Genomic DNA, 22,399 nt, shown 5'->3' with positions numbered 1-22,399 from the left:
TAAAGCCGTGTGACAGAAAAGTTACAGCCAGGTGACGCGACGATGCCCGCCAGCGCGTTCAGCGTGGCGGGCATCTGCGCAAGGCCGGCGCAGCGGGCGCCGGCCGTTACGCGGGTCTTACAGACCCAGCTCCTGCATGGTCTTGTCGACCACCTTCTTCGGCAGCGGGATGTAGCCGTCCTTGACCACGACGTCCTGGCCCTGCTTGGAAAGCACCAGCTTGAGGAACTCGGCGTCGATCGGGCTCAGCGGCTTGTTCGGCGCCTTGTTGACGTAGACGTAGAAGAAGCGAGCCAGCGGGAATTTCCCGGCCAGGGCGTTCTCTTCGCTCGCCTCAAAGGCTTCGCCGCCCTTGGACAGCGGTACGGCGCGCACGCTGGAGGTCTTGTAGCCGATGCCCGAGTAACCGATGGCGTTCAGGGTGCTGGAGATGGACTGCACCACCGAGGCCGAACCCGGCTGCTCGTTGACGTTGGGCTTGAAGTCGCCTTTACACAGGGCTTCTTCCTTGAAGTAGCCGTAGGTGCCGGATACCGAGTTGCGGCCGAACAGCTGGATCGGCTTGGCAGCCCACTCGCCGGTCATGCCCAGATCGCCCCAGGTCTTGATGTCCTTCTCGCCACCGCACAGGCGGGTGCTGGAGAAGATGGCGTCGACCTGCTCGATGTCCAGGGACTTGATCGGGTTGTCCTTGTGCACGAACACCGCCAGGGCGTCGATGGCCACCGGCACGGCGGTCGGCTTGTAGCCGTACTTCTCTTCGAAGGCCTGAATCTCGTTGTCCTTCATGGGGCGGCTCATCGGGCCCATGTTGGCGGTGCCTTCGGTCAGCGCGGGCGGCGCAGTGGAGGAACCGGCGGCCTGGATCTGAATGTTGACGTTCGGGTAGCTGCGCTTGAACTCTTCGGCCCAGAGGGTCATCAGGTTGGCCAGCGAGTCGGAACCGACGCTGGACAGGTTGCCGGAAACGCCAGAGGTCTTCTGGTAGCTCGGCAGTGCCGGGTCTACTGCAGCGACTGCGCTTGCGGCGCCCACGCCAGCGGCTACGAAGGTGAGGGCCGCCATCAAACGATTCAGTTTCATACCTTGCTCCTAGCAGGTGTGTGCTCGAGTGTGTTGGAACGGGGGCCAGTATCTGCAGGCCGTGTGAACACTCTATGAAGCAAGTGTGACAATCTGATTACGAACCGGCCCATTGACCCAGCGCGGTCGCTGTACGTCTGCACTGCCGCTATACTCGGCGCCGTCGCCCGCGCTAGCGCGGGCATTTCGCGCCAGAACAACAAACGCGCCGCGAGTCCGACCGATGAAAGAATACGAACAGGAAGATCCGATTCCCCAGGGCGACCTGGCCCTGCAGCTCACCGCATTGCCGCGCGAAACCAACGGGTTCGGCGATATCTACGGCGGCTGGCTGGTGTCGCAGATGGACCTGGCCGGTACCGCGATGGCCAGCCGCGTGGCGGCCGGCCGCGTGGCCACGGTGTCCATCGATCGCATGGCCTTCATGGTGCCGGTGGCCGTCGGCGCGCAGCTGTCCTTCTATACCCAGACGTTGGAAGTCGGGCGCAGCTCGATTCGCATGCTGGTGGAAGTCTGGAGCGACGACCCGCTGTCCAGCGAATGGCGCAAGGTCACCGAGGCGGTGTTCGTCTTCGTCGCCATCGACGGCAGCGGCCGCACCCGTTCGGTCCCGCCGCGCCGCTGAGGTTGGCCAGCTAGTCGCGGCGCGCCTGCCCGGGGGCGACCGCGAAGCGGTTCTTGCCGGTCGTCTTGGCCTGGTACAGCGCCATGTCGGCGTTGTGATAGAGCTGCTCGGCCTGCTGACCATCCTGCAGCGTGGCCACGCCGATGCTGACCCCCACGCGCGACGCCGGATCGCGCGGATGCCTGACCTCCAGCGCCGCCAGCGCGGCCACCAGCTGCCGCGCGATGCGTTGCGCCGCCGCGTTGTCGCAGTTGTACAGCAGCAGCGCGAACTCCTCGCCGCCGACCCGCGCAGCCTGATCCAACGGCCGTCGGGCGAACTTTGCCACCAGCTCGCCGAATGAACGGATCAGCGCATCGCCGGCCGGATGGCCGAACGTATCGTTGTAGGCCTTGAAATCATCCAGATCGAGCAACAGCAGGCTCAGCGGCTGGCGGTCCCGGCGCGCCTGGGCGATCCGCTGACGCAACGCCAGGTCGTGACTGCGCCGATTGGCCAGGCCGCTCAGGGCATCATGCTCGGCCACCCAGCCCAGCAGCTTGCGCATCAGGAACTGGTCGCGCTGCGAATACTCGTGAACGTAGCGGCTGATGGCACCGATGATCAGCAGCAGCAGGTAGTAGCTGACGGCGATCCAGTGCTCGGGCATCTGTTCGGGCGTGAGAATCAGACCGGCGATGAGCACATCGGCCACCACGATCAGCACCGCGCAGAGCAGTGCCCACCAGAAGGTCACGCCGAGGAAGAAGAACGAGCTGACGATCAGCAATCCGGCGCCGTAGCGGAAGTTCAGCTCGGTTCCCAGGGCCTCGAAGCGAATGTCGATCAGCGCGGCGATGATCCCGATGAGCACCAGCAGCACCGGAAAGATGCGGTTGGCCTGGGCGCGAAAGGTGCGGCTGTAGAACGTCAGCACCAGCACGACGACACCGGGCAGGATCTGCAGGATGCGCAGCAGCGTCAGCGTCGCCAGCCAGCCGGTGTCGGCGAGGCTGAACAGCCGGTGCTCGACATAGAGGTAGCCGGAGACGGCGATGATCAGCAGCAGCGCGGCGAGCCGCTGCGACGTGCGCGCATGCCGATCCAGGTACTGGCGAAACTCGCGTTCCAGCTCGGACTTGAAGCGCAGGAGACGAAACCCGCTGTGCAGCTGCCGGCCGTAGGGGGTATCGCGAAAATCCTCGGCAGAGGGATGGTCGATCATGGGTGACATCGGCAGCTCGCGGTTCAGGGCATGAATGATATCACCGAGCCATTAGTGATGGTTCCTGGCCCGACCAGCGTAGCGACAGCGGCGAATGGCTGGTTGGACACAAGACTTGCACTGGACGTTTCCAGCATCGAAGATCGACCCACATGCATTGCTGGATGTATCCGTGACCACCCTTCTGCTGGCCCTCTGGCCTCTGTTCGCGCTGATCGTTGCTGGTTATTTCCTGCGTCTGCGGGCCTTTCCCAGCGAGGAGTTCTGGCCCGGCGCCGAGCGCATCAACTACTTCGTCCTGTTTCCTGCCCTGTTGTTCAGCAGCCTGGCCACCGCGCCGCTGGACAACCCCGCCCTGCCGCAACTGGCCGGCGCGGTGATGCTCGGCCTCGGTCTGGCCTGGGTCGGGCTGCTGATCGCCAAGCGACTGCGCGGCTGGTCCGCTGGCCGCTTCGGTGCCATCACCCAGGGCGTGCTGCGTTTCAACACCTACCTCGGGCTGGCGGCGGTCGGCAGCCTGTTCGGCAAGGAAGGTCTGGCCCTGGCAGCATTGATGCTGGCCTTGATGGTGCCCACGGTGAACGTGATGTCGGTCTGGGCGTTGACCGCCGAGCGCGGCGTCAGCGTACGCGGGCTGCTGCTGCCGATCGCGAAGAACCCGCTGATCCTGGCCTGCCTGACCGGCGCGCTGGTGAATCTGTCAGGGCTGGGATTGCCGGGCGGTACCGACCGGCTGCTCGGCCTGCTGGCCGCAGCCAGCCTGCCACTGGGCCTGCTCTGTGTCGGCGCGGCGCTCAAGCCGCAGGAACTGGGCGGGGAAATCCCGGCGCTGGGCTGGAACTGCGCGGTACGTCTGCTCGCCGTGCCCCTGCTGGCCTACGGCGTCGCGGTCGTGCTCGGCCTGCCGGCGATGGAAACGACCATCCTGGTGCTGTTCTTCGCCCTGCCCACCGCGCCGACCGCCTACGTGCTGACCCGCCAGCTCGGCGGCGACAGCCACCTGATGGCCGGCATCATCACCCTGCAGACGCTGCTGGCCGCGGCCAGCCTGCCGTTGGTGCTCACCCTGCTGAACGGCTGATCAGCGCGCCACCTGCCCACGCAACAGACGCAGCAGCATCAGCGCCAGGCCGATGCCCACGGCGCACAGCACCAGCAGCGGCCCGAGGTAACCGAGGGCGTCCTGCAACCAGCCCAGCAGCAGGTGCAGCCACTCGGTATGCAGCGAGGCTTCGACCGCGACGTAGCCGCCCTGCTGCCATATCTCATAGGCGGCATGCAGGGGAATCAGCGTCAGCGGCAGCAGGATCAGGCACAGCCAATAGCCGGCACGCCGGTAGGCACCCAGCAGCCCCCACGGCAGATAGGCGGCACGGATGAGCTGGAAGAAGCAGACGATGTAGTAGACGACCAGCAGCAGCGCGAAACCGCTGGCCAGCGACGGCTCGAGCCAGAGGGCACGCAGCGCCGCGGTACTGATTGTCAGGCTGAGCGCGCCCCAGAGCAGAAGAAAGAAGGTTTTCATCGCGAGTCCTGGTATCGGCTTTCGGCGAACGCGCATCGGAACAGAATTGCGCCAGCCAAACCCACAACCGCTTCACGAAACGGAGGCGATGAGCCGCGATCGTGCCGGCTTCGAGCAGCCGCGCACGCTTTTAGAACAGGCTGACCTGATCGCCCTCGGTTGGCGCCGCACCGATCGGGGCTTCTGGCACCGCATCGGCATCGGCCGCGGCACCCGCCGGAACCAGCCGCTCGGCCAGCCCGGCGGCGCGCTCGGCGCGGGTGCTGACCGCTTCGGCCAGACGTGCCGGCAGCGCCCAGATCTCCACCCGGCGCTTGGCGCGGGTGATGCCGGTGTAGAACAGCGCGCGGGTCAGCAGCGGGCTCGGCTGATCCGGCAATGCCAGCAGCACCTCGGCGAATTCCGAGCCCTGGCTCTTGTGCACGGTCATGGCGAAGGCGCTGTCGTGGCTCGGCAGCCGTGCCGGCGCGAAGCCGCGGTAACCGTCGTCACCCTCGAAGAACACCCGCAGGCCCTGCTCGGTTTTCAGGCACAGGCCGACATCGCCGTTGAACAGCCCCAGCGCGTAGTCGTTCTGCCGGACCATCACCGCACGGCCGGGATACCAGCGTTCGCGGGCCGGCACGCCGAGGCGACGCCTGAAGCGCGTTTCCAGCGCCTCGTTGATACCGGTCACGCCGAACGGGCCCTCGCGTTGCGCAGTCAGCGCCCGGAAACCATTGAAGGCCTCGAACGCCGCGCCTGGATCACCCTGCCGCGCAGCCTGCAGGTAGCCGCCGTAACCCTGTTCCAGCCGCTCGATCAAGGCGGTCGGGCTGGGCGTCGCGTTCCAGGCGAGATCCGCACGACCTTCCTGCAGCAGCGCGACGGTGCCTTTCGCATCGCCGGCGTTGATACGCCGCGCCAGCTCGCCGATGCCGCTGTCGCCGGCGAAGCGGTGGCTGTGGGTGAGCAGCACCACCGCATCGCCGAGGCGCGAGCGCGGCGTCTCGACCGGCACGGGCTGGCCGGTGATGCGCTCCAGCTCGCTTGCCGCCCCGGCATCGAAGCCACGGCCTTCGCAGAGTTCGGCGAACACCGCACCGGCCTCCACGGCGGCCAGCTGATCCTTGTCGCCGAGCAGGATCAGCCGCGCCTTCGGCGGCAGCGCGGCGACCAGCTTGGCCATCAGCGCCAGGTCGACCATCGACGCCTCGTCCACCACCAGCACGTCCAGCGCCAGCGGATTGGCCGCATCGTGGCGCACGCGGGGGCTGTCCCCGCGGCTGCCGAGCAGGCGGTGCAGGGTCCGCGCCTCGTCCGGCAGGGCCTCCTTCACCGCATCGCTGACCGGCAGCTCGGCCTTGGCGTTGCGGATCGCCTCGGCCATGCGCGCCGCGGCCTTGCCGGTGGGTGCGGCGAGGCCGATGGCCAGGCGCTCGCCGCCAGGCTGCTCGAGCAGCGCCGCCAGCAGGCGCACCACGGTGGTGGTCTTGCCGGTGCCAGGCCCGCCGGAGATCACCGCCAGGCGCCGCCGAACTGCCTGCGCGGCGGCCAGGCGCTGCCAGTCGGGGCGCTGCTGATTGAAGGCGAACAAGCGCGCCAGGCTCTCGGCGAGCCGTGCTTCGTCCACCTCGGGCGCATCGCCGGTGCGGGCCAGCAGCTGTTCGGCCAGCTGCTGTTCGTAGGCCTGGTAGCGGGCCAGGTAGAGCCGGTCGCCGACCAGGGTCAGCGGCGCATAGTCGTCCGGTGTTCCGACCAGCGTGGAAGCTTCGAGCTGTGCGCGCCAGACGGGCAGCGCCGGCATGCTGAGATCGACATCGGGCCAGGGGCGCCTTCCGGCCAGGCGTTCCAGTGGTAGACAGACATCGCCGGCCGCCAACGCCTCACAGCACAGCGTGGCGGCGAGCAGCACCGCTTCGGGCGCCTGCGGTTCCAGGCGTTGCAGGCTGGCGACAAAGGCGCGCTCAAGCGGGCCGAGGGGCAGATCGGCAAGGGTCATACATCGCTCCTGGTCGGCAGAAAAGCGCTGCCACGCCCATTGTCGCGGTCAAGACCGCCAAAGCGCACCATCACCGTCCCTCCTCGAACAGTCGATCCAGCCCATCGAGCAGCGCATCGTCCGGCCGCGCGAAGTAGACGCCCGCCTCGGGCATGCCGCGCAGGAACAGGTAGAAGGCGCCGCCCAGCTGCTCATCGCGAAAATCTGTCAGACGCTGGCGCAGGAAGCGGCGCAGCGCCACCAGATAGATCAGGTATTGCAGGTAGTAGTGCTCGCCCGCCAGCGCCTGCAGCAACCGCTCGCCGCCGTAGTAGCTGGCGTCCGGGCCGAGCCAGTTGGACTTGTAGTCGGCGATGTACCAGCGGCCGCCGTGCTCGAAGGTCAGGTCGATAAAGCCCTTGAGAAAGCCCTTGAGGCTGTCGAATTCAAGCCGCGCTGCGGCCTCGCGCAGCGGTGCGGCCAGCCCGTTGGCCGGGTCGGTCAGCAAGGCGCGCAGGCGAACCACGTCCAGCTCGCGCACCGGGAAGGTGAAGCCCAGCTCCGGCAGCCGGCGCGCGGCCAGCAGGCTGGCGAGGGTCAACCCGGCGCCGTCCAGATCGGTCTGCAGCACCCGCTCCAGCTGAGCCGTGGCGACGTCCCGCCAGTCCAGGGGCAAGCCGTAGGCCTTGAGCGCCGGCTCGACCAGCTGGGCCAGCTCGCCCTTGCCCCGTGCCCAGTCCTCGAGGATGGCATGCAGACAGGTACCGGCCCGCGCGCCGCGTGGGAAGGCGAAGAAGCCGCTGCCCGGCTCGCCGGCATCGGGCATCGCCAGGGCGTCGCGGTCCGGCGCTTCCATGTGCATGCCGGCGGCCAGCCCGGAGAAGCTACCGATGCGCCAGGCGCTGTAGAGGCTGCGGTTGAGCTGCGCCAGCTGCTCGGGCGGCGCTGCGCGGCTGCTGCCCTGGGTGCTGGCCTCACGCGACTCGAGCGGCAGGCAGGCCATGCGCCCGTCGCTCGTGGCGACCAGCCGCTCGATGGCCAGACGCAAGCTACCGCCGTTGAGGCTAGCCAGGTGGTTGCCCAGCTCCGTCAGTGGCTGCTCGCCCGGCAGTTCGCGGCCGTGCAGCAGCCAGGCCAGGGCGCTGCTGTGCAAGCCTTCGTCGGGCAGACTGCCATCCTTCTTCGCCTTGGGCAGGCTCACCGGCCCCCAATGCAGCCAGAGCCGGTCACGCGCGCGGGTCAGGGCGACGTAGGCCAGCCGCAGCTGTTCGGCGAACACCTCCTGACGGGCGCGTTCGAGGTTGTCCTCCAGTTCGCCGCTGCCCAGGTCCAGCAGCGGCTGGCCATCGGCATCGTGACAACGGGCACTGTCCTGGTTCTTGCCGAGCAGCTTGCCGTCCCAGAGAAACGGGCAGAACACCAAGGGGTATTCCAGACCCTTGCTGGTGTGAATGGTGACGATCTGCACCCGTTCGGCATCGCTTTCCAGGCGCAGCAGCGCTTCTTCACCGGCGCCTTCGCTGCCGCGCTGGGCGTTGAACCAGGCGAGCAGCGGCTCGAGCCCGGGCCGCAGCAGGCTCTCGGCCTGCAGCAATTCACCGAGGTGCAAGAGGTTGGTCAGCCGCCGTTCGCCATCCACCCGCGCCAGCAGGCGTTCGGCCACCGCCTGCTCGTCGAGCCAGGCGCGGAACACGCGCATGAAGCCCTGCTGCTGCCAGAGCTGGTGGTAGCGCTCGGCGGCTTCGCGCTCGGCGTCCCATTCATGCTGGTCATCCTGGCAGCGGGCGAGATCGGCGGCGCTGCGGCCCAGCAGGCGCGTCGCCAGGGCATGCCGCAGCAAACCCTCGCGTCCCGGCTCGGCATAGGCGGCAAGCACCGCGGCCAGTTCGCCGGCCTCCTCGCTGCGCCAGACGCTGTCGCGCCCGCGGCGCACGCTGGGCACGCCACGCGCGGCCAGCTCGTCGGCGATCATCCCGGCCTGGCGGTGATTGGCCACCAGCACGGCGATATCGCCGCCCTTGAGCGGGGCGAAACCGCCATCCTTGTCGAAACCTGCGCGTCCCTCGGCGGCGGCGGCCAGCTGCACGGCGATCCGTCGCGCGGTGTCACTGGCCGCCAGCTGCGCGGCGTCACCCTTGCCCAGCGGATCGTCGCCGAGCCAGACCAGCGACAGCGGCGCCGCCTCGCCCTCCTCTGCCAGACGCAGGCTCGCACGCGGCTTGTCGGCGGCACCCACCGGTGGGTAGCGCAGGTCGGGTTGGGCGAACGGCTGCGGATGGTCGAACAGCTGGTTGAGCGCGGCGATCAGCTCGGGCGTCGAGCGGTAGTTGGTCGGCAGGTTGAAGGGTTCGCGATCGGCCTGCTGCTTGGCCGTCATGTAAGTGGCCAGGTCCGCGCCGCGGAAAGCGTAGATCGCCTGCTTGGGGTCACCGACGAAGCACAGCGAGGCATCACGGCCCTTGGCATAGATGCGGTTGAAGATGGCGTACTGGATCGGGTCGGTGTCCTGGAACTCGTCGATCAGCGCCAGCGGATAGGTGGCGCGCAGCGAGGCCGCCAGGTCCTCGCCGACCGGGCCTTGCAGTGCCTGATCCAGACGATTCAGCAGGTCGTCGAAGGCCAGCAGCCTCTGCGCCGCCTTGCGTTCAGGCAACTCTCGGTTGAGCCGCTCGAGCAGCGCCACCTGCAGGGCGATCAGCCGCTGCTTGCCCGCTGGCAGTGCGTCGGCCACCTGATCGGCCAGCTCGTCCAGGGCCTGGGCCAGCTCGCACACCGGCGCGTCGAAGCCCTTCTTGCAGGCCTTGCTCAGGGCGCGCACGCCGAACTTCGCCGCGCCCTCGGGCAGGTCGAACATCACCGCCGGATCGGCAAAATAGGCATCCAGTTCCGCCTGCCATGGCGCAAACTTGACGCTCTTGTGCGTGCTCTGGCTGAGCCCGCCATGCGTCAGCAGCTCGGCGATCCAGGCGGTGCCCGCCTGCTTCCACAACTCGGCAGCCCGCTGCCAGGCCGCCTCGACCGGGCGCAGATCGGCCGCGACCGGCGCACCCTGCGGCTCGACCCGCAGATAGGGCTTGCCCAGATGACTGCGCAGGCGCTGGCGCAACCACTGCGGAGTGATCCGGCTCTTGGCCAGGAAGCGTGCCCAGGCCGGGTCGGCATCGGCCAGCTCGCTGCGCCAGGCGTCGGCGAGCAGCGCGTCGATGATCTCGCGGTCATCGGCGGTCAGCTCGCTGTCGAAGTCGCCGCCGGCCTCGAAGGCCGCGTCCTGCAGGGCGCGCTGGCAGAAGCCGTGGATGGTGAAGATCGCCGCCTCGTCGAAGCCGTGCACCGCCAGCAACAGGCGCCGCCGCGAGGCGTCGTCCGGATAGCGGGCGTGCAGGCGATTGAGGAAGTCATCGCTGCTCGGCGTGCCGTCATAAACCGCCAGCAGATCGGCCAGCCGCGCGCGGATGCGCTCGCGCAGCTCGGCGGTGGCGGCGGTGGTGTAGGTGACCACCAGAATCTGCCCCACCGAGAGCTGGCGTTCCAGCAGCAGACGCGCATAGAGCGCGGTGAGCGTCCAGGTCTTGCCGGTGCCGGCGCTGGCTTCGATCAGCGAGCGGCCGTCGAAGGGCGAGTCGAGGAGGTCGAGTTTCATGGCTTGATCCTCCGAGCCAAAGCCGACTTTGCAGTGCTGGCCGCACCCTCGGGTTGCGCCCCGCCGGGCGCCTTACTTCTTCTTGCTTGCCCAAGAAGAAGTAAGCAAGAAGAAGGGCACCCCAACATCCGGGTCTGGCCGCTGCGCGGCCAGACTTCCCTCGCTCCGGCGCTGCTCCGGGGGCACGCCGCGAAGGGACGTCCCTGTCCCTTCGCGCCTCGCTCGGCATCCATGCCTCGCGTCCCCCTACACAACGCCTGCGCTCGGCCTCCTGAAGGGGATTCATGAGTCGCCTGACAGCGCCTGCGCCTGAAAAACAAGAAGCCGATGCCACCGCGAAAAGCACGTATACCGACATGAGCTGGCGCCGCGAACCGGGGCCCCTCAGGAGGCCGAGTGGAGTCGATGCGCAAGGGGTCGAGCGGCATGGACGCCGCGAGAGCTCCGAAGGGACAGGGACGTCCCTTCTGAGCGTGCCCCTGGAGCAGCGATGGAACGAGGGAACCCCGGCGCAGCCGGGGCCGGATGCGGGGTGTGCTTTCTCTTTGGTTACTTTCTCTTTGCACCGGGCGGCGATCCGCAAGCAAAGAGAAAGTGACTCGCCCGTCAGGGGCGAAACCCTGACCGTCGAACAGGCACGGCAGCAAGTGGAGACACAATGCTTCAGACGTCATCACTCTGCTCCTCTCCATCCGCCAACGCATCCAACGCCGGGCCGATCAGCTGTTCGGCCAGGGTTTCGAAACGCTCGTCCAGCGGATCGCTGTCGCGGAAGGCCAAGGCGTTCCAGGGGTCTTCGGCTTCGGCGGCAATGGGGCTGAATTCGGCGCCGAACCAGGCTTCGCGGGCGCGCTTGCGGGCGCAGTCCAGCGGCTCGCTGCCGCGGCTCGGCTTGCGGTAGCCGCGGGCGAACGCCTGGCTGCTGCGCGGCAACAGCGGCAGTGGCTCGCGGATCGCGCTGCGGTAGGCCACCAGCCAGGGCTCCAGCAGCTCGGCCGCATTGGCCAGCGGCCCCAGCTGCCAGTCACCGGCCGGCGAAAGCATCAGGCTGTGGCGTTCGATGCCGGGCGTGGCGCACAGGTTGAGCAGCAGGTGGCGCAGCCAGAACGGCGGCAGATCCCATTCGCCGAGGCGGCCGAGCTTCCAGCCGAACAGCCCGCCCGGCGTCACGCCATCAAGCCAGCCATGCACGCGCACGCCGGCCAGGTTGATGTCCACCGGCAGCGGCTCGGGCACGGCGTCCGGGCGCAGTTCGAACAGCCGCGGTGCAAATGCACGCACCGGTCCGCGCAGTTTGCCCCACAGCGCCTGGCCCAGCTCACCGGTGGGCAGCCAGCCCGCCGCGCAGGCCATGCGCCGCTCCTCCTCGTCGCTCCAGCGCTGCTCCATCGCTTGCAGCGACAGGCGGCGCAGGCCGTTCCAGGCCGGCATTTCCAGGTCGAACGGTTCGTCGCTGGCAAGCGATTCCTGATCATCGGCCAGGCGCAGACCGAGGCGCTGTTCGAGCAGGAAGCGCGCCGGGTGGCGGAAGCACTGCAGCAGCTGCGACGGCTCGATGGTCAGCCAGGCCTCATCGGGTTCGGCGAGCAGGCTGGCGAAGGGTTGCGCCTGCGCCTGTGGTGGCTCGGCCAGGCGCTGGGCGGCGCGGAACCAGGGCAGCGAATAGCCGGCACAGGGCGCTTCGCCGAAATTACGCGGCGAGAACGGCTGCAGCGGATGCGCGATGAGGATCTTCTGGCTGACCGGCCGCGCCCCGTCGGCCAGCACGGCGGTCATGTCCACCGCCTCCAGCACCTCGCTGAGCAACACCGAGGGCGGCAGCACGGCGTTGTCGCGCGGGTCGCGGCCGACATAGGACAGGTACAGCGCCTGACGCGCCGAGAGCAGCGTCTCCAGCAGCAGGTAGCGGTCGTCGAGGCGCCGCGCCCGGTCGCCACGGCGCGGATGTCGGCCGATCAGGTCGAAGCCCGACGGCGGCGTGCGCCGCGGGAAGGCGCCATCGTCCAGGCCGAGCAGGCAGACCACGCGGAACGGCAGGCTGCGCATCGGCACCATGGTGCAGAAGGTCACCGCACCGGTGAGAAAGCCCGAGGCGCCGCCGCCCTGCTGCAACGCGGCACTGAGCTGCTGGTGCACCAGTTCCAGCTCGATGGGCCGGGTGAGGTCGGCGGCCTGGGCCTGATCGCGCAGGGCGGCGCAGGCCTGGGAGAGCAGCAGCAGCGTCTCGCCGGCCTCGCGCTCGTCGAACAGCGTATCGATCAGCACTTGCAGGTCATCCGCCCACTCGGCCAGCGGGCGCGGCCGAGCCAGTTGATCGGCTAGGCTGCCGAGCCGCTCGACGAAGCCCACCAATCGCCCGAGCAACTGCCCGCGCGCGCCTTCCAGCGCGTCCAGCGGCCAGTGCTCGCCAAGCAAGGGCGCGCGGTCGCCGGCCAGCTGCGGCGGTGCAGCGAAGCCCAGCAGCAGGCGGTCCAGCCCCTGGCGCCAGGTAAAGGCCGGTTCGGCCGGCAGGCCCAGCCGTGCGCGCTGCTCGCCATCGCGGCCCCAGCGCACGCCGGCCTCGCGCAGCCAGTCACGCAGCAGCGGCAGGTCTTCGCTTTCGATGCCGGCGCGGCGGGCGATGGCCGGCTGTTCCAGCCAGGCGAGGATTTCCTCGGCCGCGAAACGGCTCTGCGCCAGCAACAGCAGTTCGAGAAAGGCCTCGATCAACGGTACCTCGGCGCGCAGGCTGCGGTCGGCGAGGCTGTAGGGAATCCGCGGGCTGCCCTCGCGCGGGGCGAACACCGCCTCGATGAAAGGCGCATAACGTTCGATGTCGGGGGTCAGCACCACCACCTGATCCGGCGTCAGCGCCGGGTCGGCGGCGAAGCGCGCCAGCAGCTGGTCGTGGAGGATTTCCACCTCGCGCAGCGGCGAGTGGGCGATATGCACCTCCAGCGAACGGTCGTTCTCGGCCAGGCTGATGCGCTCATCGGGCAGGCGGGTGCGCAGGCGCAGGATGTCGTTCTGCAAGGCATGCAGCAGGCTGTCGTCGTGCAGGTCCTCGTCTTCGGAATACAGGCCGAATTCCTGACTGCCTTCGCTGGCGGTCAGGCTGAACAGCGAGTCGAAAAAGTCGCGACCCTGCTTGCCGAGACTCGCCAGTAGCGGATGGCCGACGTCCAGATACCAGTCATCGACACCGCTTTCCGGTTGCCTGGCCAGCTCGCGAATATCGCGAATCTCGCCCCAGGCTTCGCGGCTTGGGTTGAGCGCGCAGACCACCACGTCGATATGCCGCGCCAGGCCGTCGAGCACACGAAGATGGTGCGGCGGCAGGCTGCTGATGCCGAACACCAGCAGGCGCTCGGGGAGGTCCGGCAACGGCTCGTCGCGGTACAGGCGCTGCAGCAGGTCGCCGAGCAGGCGCGCGCGGTGCGGGTGGCCGTCCTTGGTCAGTTCGCGCCAGAGCAGCGCCTGCCAGGCTTCGTCGGGACCGAGGTCGAGGGTTTCGCCGCGCTCCCAGGCCGCCAGCCAGTCGTCGCGATAGAGCAGGTACTGGTCGAAGACGTCGGCGATCTTCGCCGCCAATGACAGCCGCCGGCGCTCATCGCCGCCATCGAGGTACTGCGCCAAACGCGGCGCCAGCTCGAGATTGGCCGGCTCGCACAGCCAGCCGTAGAGGCGCCAGGTCAGGGTGGTCGGGGAGAACGCCGACTGCTCGGGCAGGCTGCCCAGCACCGTGCGGCTCAGGTCCCAGACGAAGGCCGCCGGCAGCTGCAGCTCGAGCTGCATGGCGATGCCCTGCCGGCGCGCCAGCTCCAGGGTCAGCCAGCGGCCCATGCCCTGGCTCGGCACCACCACCCGCGCCGGCGCGAAGGGGTCGGCCAGCGGCTGGGCGAGCAGCGTGGTGGCCAGTTCGCCGAGGGTTTCGAGATCAGGGGCGTGGTAGAGGCTGAGCATGGGCGCACCGCGTGAACAGAAGTCGCTAGGTTACAGGCCGCTCCGCAGGGGAGCGAGCCGTGCGCTTGAGTCTGCATCCCGGATGCGACAGGCCGTGTCGCGGTATTTCTCCTCCTTTCGCCCTGCCCTTTTGCTTCTCTCGACCAATATCAATTGCGCCGCGGCTGCCTAGCATGGGCTTGAGGGGCGGCTGCTTGGTCGCCCGCCATCCGCTCGGGAGTCGTTCATGAACCGCAAGACGCTGCTCGTCCTTTCCCTTTCCGCCACCCTGGGCGCCACGCCGCTGCTGCATGCCCAGGAGCAGGCCCCGCAACGCACCCTTGGCTCGGTGGAGCGCAGCCACGCCAGCCAGGCTCGCGCCCTGCTCGACCAGGCCGTGCTGACCTTCCAGGCCAAGGGCCCGGAGCAGGCGCTGGCCGCCTTCAACGACCGCAGCGGCGAATTCGTCCGCGGCCAGTACTACATCTTCGTGCTCGGCGAGGACGGCACCATGCAGGCCAGCAGCGGGCCGTCGGCCAGCCTGGTGGGACTGAACGTCGGCGAGCTGAAGGACGCCTCCGGCAAGCCGTTCATGCGCGAGCTGCTGGACAAGTCGGCCAGGCAGGAAAGCGGCGAAGTCGAGTACAAGTGGCTCAACCCCGCCGACAACAAGGTCGAGAATAAGATCAGCCAGTTCCGCAAGGTCGGCGACCATGTGCTCTGCGTCGGCTATTACATCCCCCGCGCCACGGCCGAACATGCCAAGGCGCTGCTCGACCGCGCCGTTCGGCAGGTCAAGGACAAGGGCGCCGAGGCAGCCTTCCGCAGCTTCAACGACCCGCGCGGCGGCTTCGTCTTCCAGGATGAATACGTCTTCGCCATCGGCCTCGACGACGGCCGTTACCGCGCCAGCGGCAGCTCGCCGAACCTGGTGGGCGTCGATGTGCGCAGCGTCACCGATGCCGCCGGCAAGCCGCTGTTCAAGGACATGATCGAACTGGCACGCAAGCAGGGTTCGGGCACGGTGGATTACGTCTGGCGCAACCCGGCGACCAATGCGGTCGAGCAGAAGCACACGCTGATCCAGCGGGTCGACGACGTGCTGCTGGGCGTGGGCTACTACACCCGCCCCTGAGGGCACTCGCAGGGTTTGTGACGGTTCGGTGAACGGGGCCGGCGGGCCAGGGTCAATCGAGTATCCCCGGTGCAGATCTGCGTCTTCATGACGCGGCTGTCGTCGTTGCCGCTCGCCGGGGCAGGAGCCCGAACCATGCTGACCCTGCTGCACCTGCTGTCGTCCATTGCCCTGCTGGTCTGGGGTACGCATATCGTGCGCACCGGGATCATGCGGGTGTATGGCTCGCACCTGCGGCGCATGCTCGGCCAGAGCATGGGCAACGCGCCGCTGGCCTTCGGCGCCGGCATCGGCGTCACCGCGCTGGTGCAGAGCAGCAATGCCACCGCACTGCTGGCCATTTCCTTCGTCGCTCAGGGCCTGATGGGGCTGCCCACGGCACTGGCGATCATGCTCGGCGCGGACGTCGGTACCGCGCTGATGGCGCGGGTGCTGACCCTCGACCTGTCCTGGCTGTCGCCGCTGCTGACGCTGGTCGGTGTCAGCCTGTTCCTCTCGCGCAAGCAGAGCCGCACCGGCCAGATCGGCCGCGTGCTGATCGGCCTCGGCCTGATCATCCTCGCCCTGCAGCTGATCGTGCACGCCGCCGAGCCGATCACCGAGGCGCGCGGCATGCAGGTGCTGTTCTCTTCGCTCGCCGGCGACACCCTGCTGGCGGTGCTGGTGGGTGCGCTGTTCGCCGTCCTGTCGTATTCCAGCCTGGCGGCGGTGCTGCTGACCTCGACGCTGGCCGGCGCGGGCCTGATCAGCCTGCCGGTGGCACTCGGCCTGGTGATCGGCGCCAACATCGGCAGCGGCCTGCTCGCCTGGTTCAACGCCAGCCTGCAGCCTGCCTCGGCGCGGCGGGTGGCGCTGGGCAACCTGCTGTACAAGCTCGCCGGCCTCATCGTGCTGCCTTTCCTGGTGCCGCTGGTGGCCTGGATGGACACCCTCGGCTACAGCGCGCAGACCCAGGTGATCGGCTTCCACCTGGTCTACAACAGCCTGCGCTGCCTGCTCCTGCTGCCCACCGTGCACCCCATGAGCCGGTTGTGCGAGCGCCTGCTGCCCGAGCGCCAGCTGGACAACGGCGTGGCGCAGCCGCGGCACCTCGACCCGGCGGCGCTGGACACGCCGAGCCTGGCGCTGGCCAATGCAGTGCGCGAGACCCTGCGCATCGGCGACATGGTGGAGCTGATGCTGGCGCGCCTGCTGGAAGTGCTGCGCGAGGACCGTGCCGAACCGGGCGAGGAGATCCGCCGCCTGGACGACGACGTCGATGCGCTCTACAGCGGGGTCAAGCTCTACCTGGCGCAGATGCCCCGCGAGGACCTGGCCGAGCAGGAAGGCCGGCGCTGGGCGGAGATCATTGAACTGGCGATCAATCTGGAGCAGGCCGGCGACATCATCGAGCACATGGCGAGCAAGGTGCAGAACCTCAAGACCGCCAAGCGCCGTTCCTTCTCCGACAGCGGGCTGGAGGAACTCGGCCAGCTGCATGCCCAGCTCAGCGCCAACCTGCGGCTGGGCCTGTCGGTGTTCATCTCCGGCGACTCCCACGGTGCGCGCCAGCTTCTGCAGCAGAAGCGCCAGTTCCGCAAACTGGAGCGCGAGCTGGCCCATTCCCATGTGCATCGGCTGCACCGACAAGTGGTGGAAAGCATCGAGACCAGCGCGGCGCATCTGGAGCTGATTGCCGACATGAAACGGCTCAATTCGCTGTTCTGCAGCGCCGCCTATCCGGCTCTGGAAGGCCCGGGCAAGCCGCGCACTTCCGGCGACACCAACCGTGAGGTGCTGCCCAGCGAGCCGCACCTGCCGGGGCGTCCCGCCTAGCCTGCGCGGCGCTGCCAGAGGCGGAACAACGGCTCGGCGAGAAACATCACCAGAAACAGCCTGAGCACCTGCACCGCGGTAACCAGCGCCACCGACAGCTGCAAGGCTTCGGCGGTCAGGCACAGCTCGGTGATGCCGCCGGGCATCATGCCGAGCATCAGCGACACCTCGTCCAGCGCCGTCAGCCAGCCCAGGGCACCGCCCAGCGCAGCGGCGACCAGCATGGCCAGCAGGGTGAACAGCAGGATGCGCAACAGGAAGGCCGGCGCACTGCGGAAGAATGGCCGATCGAAATGACAGGCCAGCGAGCAGCCGATCAGCCACTGGCCGAGCGCGCCGGCCCAGCCCGGCAGGCCGATGTGCAGGTCGAACGCCACGCTGGCCAGCGCGCAGACGGTCAGCGGGCCGAGCATCCAGGGGTTGGGCTGGCCAAGGCGCTTCCAGAGCAGCGCCAGCAGACCACCGGCTGGCAGCAGCACGGCGAGCCAGGGCCAGCTCACCGGGGCCGCGGGCGGCGCCGCGACGGTCGGCAACCCCCAGGTGAACAGCGCTGGCACGATCAGCACCACCAGCAGCAGGCGCAGGCTGTGCGCCGCCGCCACGCTGGCCGCCTCGGCCTGGTGCCGGTTGGCCAGCACCACCATCTCGCTGGCGCCACCCGGCATGCTGGCGAAGAATGCAGTGGCACGGTCGCTGCCGCTGCGCAGCAGGATGAAGATGCCGATCAGCCCCAGCAGCAGGGTGCCCACGGCGCCGGCGAGGATCACGCCGAAGTGCGCCAGCACCTCGCGCATCACCTCACCGGTGAAATGCAGGCCGATGGCGCTGGCGACGATCCACTGCCCCACCTGCCGGCCGCGCGGCACTTCGCTCACCAGCCAGCCGCTGCAGCGCACGGCGATCACCGCCAGCAGCGAGCCGACCATCCACGGCAGCGGCCAGTTGGCCAGGCTCGCCAGCCAGCCGCCGAACGCACCGATCAGCGGCGTCGCCCACCAGGCCGGCAGCCGCTGGTGCATATCAGGCCTGTGCCTCGACCGCGTTGCCGCGACGACGCTTGAGGTACCAGCGCAGCCCCGGCATGGCCAGCATCGCCACGGTCAGCCCCCACAGTGCCAGGGTGATCGGGCTGCCGTAGAGAATGCCCAGCTCACCGTTGGAGATCGACAGCGCGCGGCGCAGGTTGTCTTCCATCATCTCGCCGAGGACGAAACCGAGGATCAGCGCCGACAGCGGGAAGTCCAGCTTGCGCAGCAGGTAGCCGAACACGCCGAGGCCGACCATCAGCACCAGGTCGAACACGGTGCTGTGCACCGAATACACGCCGACCATGCTGATCACCGTGATCGTCGGTACCAGCACCCAGTTCGGCACGCTGAGCATGCGCGAGAACAGGCCGACCAGCGGGATGTTCATGATCAAGAGGATCACGTTGCCGATGAACAGCGAGGCGATCAGACCCCAGACCACGTCCGGCTGCTGTTCGAACAACAGCGGCCCCGGGGTGATGTTGTACAGCGTCAGTGCGCCGATCATCACCGCGGTGGTGCCCGAACCCGGCACGCCGAGGGTCAGCATGGGGATCAGCGAACCGCAGGCCGAGGCGTTGTTGGCGGCTTCCGGTGCCGCCAGGCCGCGCAGGTCGCCATCGCCGAAGCGGCCCTTTTCGCCGGCCATGCGCTTCTCGCTCATGTAGGTCATGGCGCTGGCGATGGTCGCCCCGGCGCCCGGCAGGGTGCCGATGACGAAGCCGGCCACGGCACTGCGCACCATGGTCCAGAAGGTCAGGCAGAACTCCTTGAAGTTGAACAGCAGCCGGCCACTGGCCTTGACCGCCTTCTGCCCGCTGTGGGTCTTTTCCAGCATCAGCAGGATCTCGCTGACGCTGAAGAAGCCGATCACCACGATGACGAACTGGATACCGTCGGACAGGCTGACGCTGCCGAAGGTGAAGCGGTAGACGCCGGTGGTCGAGTCAACACCGACGGTGGCCAGCGCCAGGCCCATCAGCGCGGCCATGAGGGTCTTCACCGGCTTGTCGCCGACCATGCCGCCGAGACAGGCGATGGCGAAGATCATCAGTACGAAGTATTCCGCCGGGCCGAAGGCCACCGCCCACTTGGCCAGCAGCGGAGCGAACAGCACCACGCCGCAGGTGGCGATGATGCTGCCGATGAACGAGCTCACCGCCGACAGCGACAGGGCGATGCCAGCCTTGCCCTGACGCGCCAGCGGGTAGCCATCGAGGGTGGTTATCACCGCGGCGGCATCACCCGGCACGTTGAGCAGGATCGCCGAGATGCGTCCGCCGTACTCGCAGCCCAGGTACACCGCGGCGAGCAGGATCAGCGCGGTCTCCGGCGGCAGGCCGAGGGCGAAGGCCAGCGGCAGCAAGAGCGCCACGCCATTGATCGGGCCGAGCCCCGGCAAGAGGCCGACCACGGTGCCGACGAAGGCACCGAACAGCGCCACCAGCAGGTTGGTCGGCCGGGTGGCGACGTCGAAGCCCTGCAGCAAGAAATTCAAAGTTTCCATATCAGCTCTCCAGCAGACGCAGCAGGCCGAGCGGCAGCGGCACGTCCAGCAGGTAATCGAACAGCCCGTAGAGCAGCACGCCAAGCAGCGCACCGCTGATCACGCTGGGCCACAGGCGACCATTGAACAGCAGACCGAGGGCAAAACCGGCCAGGGCGGTGCTGATGACGAAACCCAGGGTTTCGAACAGCAGCGCGTAGGCCAGCAGGGCCAGCACGCACAGCACGGCGCGGCGCGCCTTGGGCCGATCGAATGGCGGTGTTGGCTCACCGTGCGGCTTGAACAGCAGCCACGCCGCACCACAGGCCATCAGCAACAGCAGCAACAACGGGTAGGCGCGCGGCCCGACCGGGTCGTAGGCGAAGGGCGCCTCGAAGCCCCAGGCGAGCAGGGCGAGGCCGGCGCAGGCGAGCAGCCACGCCGCGGCGAAGACACGTACGTACATGACGGGATACCTCTGGGATTCGGCGACCCGGCAGTTGCCGGGTCGACCGTGCGGCCCGCGAACGCGGGCCGGTTCGCGTTACTTGACCAGGCCGAACTCGCCGGCCAGCGCCTTGTAGTCCTGCACCTGCTTCTGGACGAAGGCTTCCAGCTCGTCGCCGGTCATCGACAGCGGGAACAGGTCGCGCTGTTCGCGCAGCTTGGCGAAGTCCTCGTCGGCCAGGAGGGTGTCGAACTGGGTCTTCCACCAGTCGAAGTCCTCGTCAGGCACCTCCGGCCCCATGTAGAAGCCGCGGATCACCGGCCAGCTGATGTCGTAGCCTTGCTCCCTGGCAGTGGGAATCCCGGCCAGCTTACCCGGCAGACGCTCGTCGGAGAGCACGGCGAGGATGCGGATCTTGCCGGCATCGAGCTGCGGGGTGACTTCGCCGAGGCCGCTGCTGGTGACCTGCACGTGACCACCGAGCATGGCGGTGAGCGTCTCGCCGCCGCCCTCGAAGGCGACGTAGCGCAGCTTCTTCGGATCGACACCGGCAGCGCGGGCGATCAGCGCGGTCTGCATCCAGTCCTGGCCACCGATGGTGGCGCCGGCGCCGAACACCACGCTGCCCGGGTCCTTCTTCACCGCGGCGATCAGCTCGTCGAGGTTCTGGTAGGGCGCGTCGGCGCGTACCGAGATGGCGCCGTAGTCGGTGCCGACCGCGGCCAGCCAGCGCACAGCGTTCTCGTCGTAACGACCGAACTTGCCCTGGGCGAGGTTGAGCAGCGAACCGCTGGAGAAGGCGGTGATGGTGCCGGCTTCCGCCGCACGCTGGGCGACCACCGCGTTGTAGGCCACCGCGCCGACACCGCCAGGCATGTAGGTGACGCGCATCGGTGCTTCGAGCAGACCACTGTCCTTCAGGCCGCTCTGGGCCAGTTTGCAGGTCAGGTCGAAACCGCCGCCGGGCTTGGCCGGGGCGATGCACTCGGGGCGCTTGGGTTCGGCCAGCAGCTGGCTGGAGAGCAGCAGGCAGGACGACAGCAGGGCGATACGGCTGAGTCTGGTTTTCATCGGGTATTCCTCGCGTTCTTGTTTTGTTTACCAGATCGGCAGGCTGTAGCTGACGATCAGACGGTTCTCATCGGCGTCACGGGCGAAGTCGGAGCGGAACATCGCGTTGCGCCAGCGCAGCGCGACGTTCTTCAGCGGGCCGCTCTGCACCACGTACTTCAGCTCGATGTCGCGTTCCCACTCGCTGCCATTGTTGCCGCCGCTGTACTCGGCGTTGTCGCCGGAGATGTAGCGGGTCAGAAAGGTCAGCCCGGGGATGCCCATGGCGGCGAAGTTGTAGTCGTAACGGGCCTGCCAGGAGCGCTCGTCGGCGTTGGCGAAGTCGTTGATCTGCACGAAGTTGACCAGGAAGGGGTCGCCGCCATCGATGTAGGCGTAGCCGGTGTCGCCGCGCATCTGCTGGTAGCCGAGGCTGAACTTGTGCCCGCCGAGGCTGTAGCCGAGCATGCCGTTCCAGGCCTGGTTATCGATCTTGCCGGCATTCGCCGCGCCGCTGTCATCGCTGAGCATGACGCGCAGGTCTGCGCTCAACGCCGAATTCTCACCCAGCGGCTTCACTGCCAGCAGGCCGAAGAAGTGCTGGCGATAGATGTCATCCAGCTCGCCATAGTAGTAGCGCCCGGTGAGGTTCTTGTTGAAGGCGTACTCGGCGCCGGCGTAGCTCAGGTGATCGGCCTCGGCGGCGCTGGCGAAGCGGCTGTTCTTGTTGTTCAGCTGCAGGTCCTGGGAATTGGTCGAGGAGCGGTCGATCACCTTGTCCAGGCGGCCGCCGGTCAGGATCAGGCCGTCGATGTCGGTAGAGGTGACGGTCGCGCCTTCGAACACCTGCGGCAGGGTGCGGCTGTCGCTGGCCTTGACCACCGGCAGCTCGGGAATGTGCGAGCCGTAGCGCAGCTCGGTCTCGCCGATCCTGGCCTTGGCGGTCAGGCCCAGGCGGCTGAACTCGTCCGGCGTGCCGCCGTCGTCCTGTACCGGCAAGAGGTCGGTGCCGGCGCGACCGCCACCGGAATCCAGCTTGACGCCGAGCATGCCCAGGGCATCGAGGCCGACGCCGACGGTGCCTTCGGTGAAGCCCGACTGAACGTCGAGGATGAAACCCTGGGTCCACTCCTCGCGCTTGGACTGGCCGCTGCCTTCGCGGAAATCGCGGTTCAGGTAGATGTTGTGGGTCTGCAGGGTCGCGCTGCTGTCTTCGATGAATGCGGCCTGGGCAAGAGGCGCCAGCGAGGCGGCGGCCACGGCAAGGGCGAGGCGGGCAGGGACGGGGGAACGTCTGACGGCTGTCAGCATCGGTTTTCTCCACTGTTGTTTTTGTTGTAGCGGCGCAGGCGCCGCGCGGGGTGGGTCGAGCCACCTGCGAGCGATCCTAGGCGGCCAAGCTTTCGCCAGCCTTTCAGCGCGCCGTCGGGTGATTTCTGCCGCTACACTGGCGCTCCGTTGGCAATCGCAGAGGGCAGG

15 protein-coding genes are annotated in these 22,399 nt (G+C 68.2%); 4 read left to right on the top strand and 11 right to left on the bottom strand.

Features of this window, described 5'->3' with window-relative positions:
• Window positions 1–117: 117 nt before the first annotated feature.
• A complete protein-coding gene (locus tag P5703_RS23455; protein ID WP_011915030.1) occupies window positions 118–1,083 on the bottom strand; it encodes a PstS family phosphate ABC transporter substrate-binding protein in 966 nt (321 codons plus the stop codon).
• Window positions 1,084–1,306: 223 nt separating this feature from the next.
• Here P5703_RS23455 and P5703_RS23450 point away from each other — a divergent pair, with 223 nt between their 5' ends.
• The gene (locus tag P5703_RS23450; RefSeq protein ID WP_003303235.1) at window positions 1,307–1,708 is read left to right on the top strand and encodes an acyl-CoA thioesterase; all 402 of its coding nucleotides are present in this window, start codon (window positions 1,307–1,309) and stop codon (window positions 1,706–1,708) included.
• A 10-nt stretch (window positions 1,709–1,718) separates the two neighbouring features.
• Here the strand turns inward: P5703_RS23450 and P5703_RS23445 are convergent, their stop codons facing one another.
• Window positions 1,719–2,912, bottom strand: a complete 1,194-nt coding sequence (locus P5703_RS23445) for a GGDEF domain-containing protein (protein ID WP_014598040.1) — start codon at window positions 2,910–2,912, stop codon at window positions 1,719–1,721.
• A gap of 172 nt (window positions 2,913–3,084) precedes the next feature.
• Between P5703_RS23445 and P5703_RS23440 the strand changes: the two genes are divergently transcribed.
• On the top strand, window positions 3,085–3,993 hold the full coding sequence (locus P5703_RS23440; protein WP_020305612.1) for an AEC family transporter: 909 nt from the start codon (window positions 3,085–3,087) through the stop codon (window positions 3,991–3,993).
• Here the strand turns inward: P5703_RS23440 and P5703_RS23435 are convergent, their stop codons facing one another.
• The 4 genes from P5703_RS23435 to recC all read right to left on the bottom strand — a co-directional run bounded on the left by P5703_RS23435 (window position 3,994) and on the right by recC (window position 13,979).
• A complete protein-coding gene (locus P5703_RS23435; RefSeq protein WP_014598042.1) occupies window positions 3,994–4,437 on the bottom strand; it encodes a hypothetical protein in 444 nt (147 codons plus the stop codon).
• Between the two features lie 130 nt (window positions 4,438–4,567).
• Entirely contained in the window at window positions 4,568–6,418 is a 1,851-nt protein-coding gene (gene recD, locus P5703_RS23430) for an exodeoxyribonuclease V subunit alpha (protein ID WP_011915035.1), read from the bottom strand.
• A gap of 70 nt (window positions 6,419–6,488) precedes the next feature.
• Window positions 6,489–10,037, bottom strand: a complete 3,549-nt coding sequence (gene recB / locus P5703_RS23425) for an exodeoxyribonuclease V subunit beta (protein WP_011915036.1) — start codon at window positions 10,035–10,037, stop codon at window positions 6,489–6,491.
• A 663-nt stretch (window positions 10,038–10,700) separates the two neighbouring features.
• Complete coding sequence (gene recC / locus P5703_RS23420) at window positions 10,701–13,979, bottom strand: exodeoxyribonuclease V subunit gamma (RefSeq protein ID WP_011915037.1); 3,279 nt, start codon at window positions 13,977–13,979, stop codon at window positions 10,701–10,703.
• 226 nt (window positions 13,980–14,205) lie between these two features.
• On the opposite strand from recC, the gene P5703_RS23415 reads away from it, so the two are divergent.
• Together P5703_RS23415 and P5703_RS23410 are read left to right on the top strand one after the other, a co-directional pair.
• The gene (locus tag P5703_RS23415) at window positions 14,206–15,093 is read left to right on the top strand and encodes a cache domain-containing protein (RefSeq protein ID WP_014598046.1); all 888 of its coding nucleotides are present in this window, start codon (window positions 14,206–14,208) and stop codon (window positions 15,091–15,093) included.
• 135 nt (window positions 15,094–15,228) lie between these two features.
• Window positions 15,229–16,908 carry a Na/Pi cotransporter family protein gene (locus P5703_RS23410; protein WP_011915039.1) on the top strand — a complete coding sequence of 560 codons (1,680 nt, stop codon included), beginning with the start codon at window positions 15,229–15,231 and terminating at the stop codon, window positions 16,906–16,908.
• Here P5703_RS23410 and P5703_RS23405 read toward each other — a convergent pair.
• From P5703_RS23405 to P5703_RS23385, 5 genes are all read right to left on the bottom strand, one after another.
• Window positions 16,905–17,927 carry an AbrB family transcriptional regulator gene (locus P5703_RS23405; protein WP_013984386.1) on the bottom strand — a complete coding sequence of 341 codons (1,023 nt, stop codon included), beginning with the start codon at window positions 17,925–17,927 and terminating at the stop codon, window positions 16,905–16,907. The two genes, P5703_RS23410 and P5703_RS23405, sit on opposite strands and share 4 nt — an antisense overlap.
• A gap of 1 nt (window position 17,928) precedes the next feature.
• A complete protein-coding gene (locus tag P5703_RS23400) occupies window positions 17,929–19,443 on the bottom strand; it encodes a tripartite tricarboxylate transporter permease (protein ID WP_285590483.1) in 1,515 nt (504 codons plus the stop codon).
• A 1-nt stretch (window position 19,444) separates the two neighbouring features.
• On the bottom strand, window positions 19,445–19,888 hold the full coding sequence (locus P5703_RS23395) for a tripartite tricarboxylate transporter TctB family protein (protein ID WP_063541127.1): 444 nt from the start codon (window positions 19,886–19,888) through the stop codon (window positions 19,445–19,447).
• Window positions 19,889–19,966: 78 nt separating this feature from the next.
• Window positions 19,967–20,941 (bottom strand): tripartite tricarboxylate transporter substrate binding protein, encoded by a 975-nt coding sequence (locus P5703_RS23390; protein WP_111481836.1) that lies wholly within the window; start codon window positions 20,939–20,941, stop codon window positions 19,967–19,969.
• Window positions 20,942–20,968: 27 nt separating this feature from the next.
• Window positions 20,969–22,231, bottom strand: a complete 1,263-nt coding sequence (locus tag P5703_RS23385; RefSeq protein WP_111481835.1) for an OprD family porin — start codon at window positions 22,229–22,231, stop codon at window positions 20,969–20,971.
• Window positions 22,232–22,399 lie beyond the last annotated feature (168 nt).

The sequence above is a fragment of the Stutzerimonas sp. FeSN7 genome (genome assembly GCF_030263795.1).
Lineage (GTDB): Bacteria > Pseudomonadota > Gammaproteobacteria > Pseudomonadales > Pseudomonadaceae > Stutzerimonas > Stutzerimonas stutzeri.
The sequence above is the reverse complement of the archived record's forward strand: the minus strand, read 5'-3'. Positions and strand labels throughout refer to the sequence as shown.

Bases quoted from the DNA above. Each gene is read 5' to 3' on its own strand.
- P5703_RS23455 (WP_011915030.1), bottom strand. From the start codon at position 1,083: ATGAAACTGAATCGTTTGATGGCGGCCCTCACCTTCGTAGCCGCTGGC.
- P5703_RS23450 (WP_003303235.1), top strand. From the start codon at position 1,307: ATGAAAGAATACGAACAGGAAGATCCGATTCCCCAGGGCGACCTGGCC.
- P5703_RS23445 (WP_014598040.1), bottom strand. From the start codon at position 2,912: ATGATCGACCATCCCTCTGCCGAGGATTTTCGCGATACCCCCTACGGC.
- P5703_RS23435 (WP_014598042.1), bottom strand. From the start codon at position 4,437: ATGAAAACCTTCTTTCTTCTGCTCTGGGGCGCGCTCAGCCTGACAATC.
- recD (WP_011915035.1), bottom strand. From the start codon at position 6,418: ATGACCCTTGCCGATCTGCCCCTCGGCCCGCTTGAGCGCGCCTTTGTC.
- recB (WP_011915036.1), bottom strand. From the start codon at position 10,037: ATGAAACTCGACCTCCTCGACTCGCCCTTCGACGGCCGCTCGCTGATC.
- recC (WP_011915037.1), bottom strand. From the start codon at position 13,979: ATGCTCAGCCTCTACCACGCCCCTGATCTCGAAACCCTCGGCGAACTG.
- P5703_RS23415 (WP_014598046.1), top strand. From the start codon at position 14,206: ATGAACCGCAAGACGCTGCTCGTCCTTTCCCTTTCCGCCACCCTGGGC.
- P5703_RS23410 (WP_011915039.1), top strand. From the start codon at position 15,229: ATGCTGACCCTGCTGCACCTGCTGTCGTCCATTGCCCTGCTGGTCTGG.
- P5703_RS23405 (WP_013984386.1), bottom strand. From the start codon at position 17,927: ATGCACCAGCGGCTGCCGGCCTGGTGGGCGACGCCGCTGATCGGTGCG.
- P5703_RS23400 (WP_285590483.1), bottom strand. From the start codon at position 19,443: ATGGAAACTTTGAATTTCTTGCTGCAGGGCTTCGACGTCGCCACCCGG.
- P5703_RS23395 (WP_063541127.1), bottom strand. From the start codon at position 19,888: ATGTACGTACGTGTCTTCGCCGCGGCGTGGCTGCTCGCCTGCGCCGGC.
- P5703_RS23390 (WP_111481836.1), bottom strand. From the start codon at position 20,941: ATGAAAACCAGACTCAGCCGTATCGCCCTGCTGTCGTCCTGCCTGCTG.
- P5703_RS23385 (WP_111481835.1), bottom strand. From the start codon at position 22,231: ATGCTGACAGCCGTCAGACGTTCCCCCGTCCCTGCCCGCCTCGCCCTT.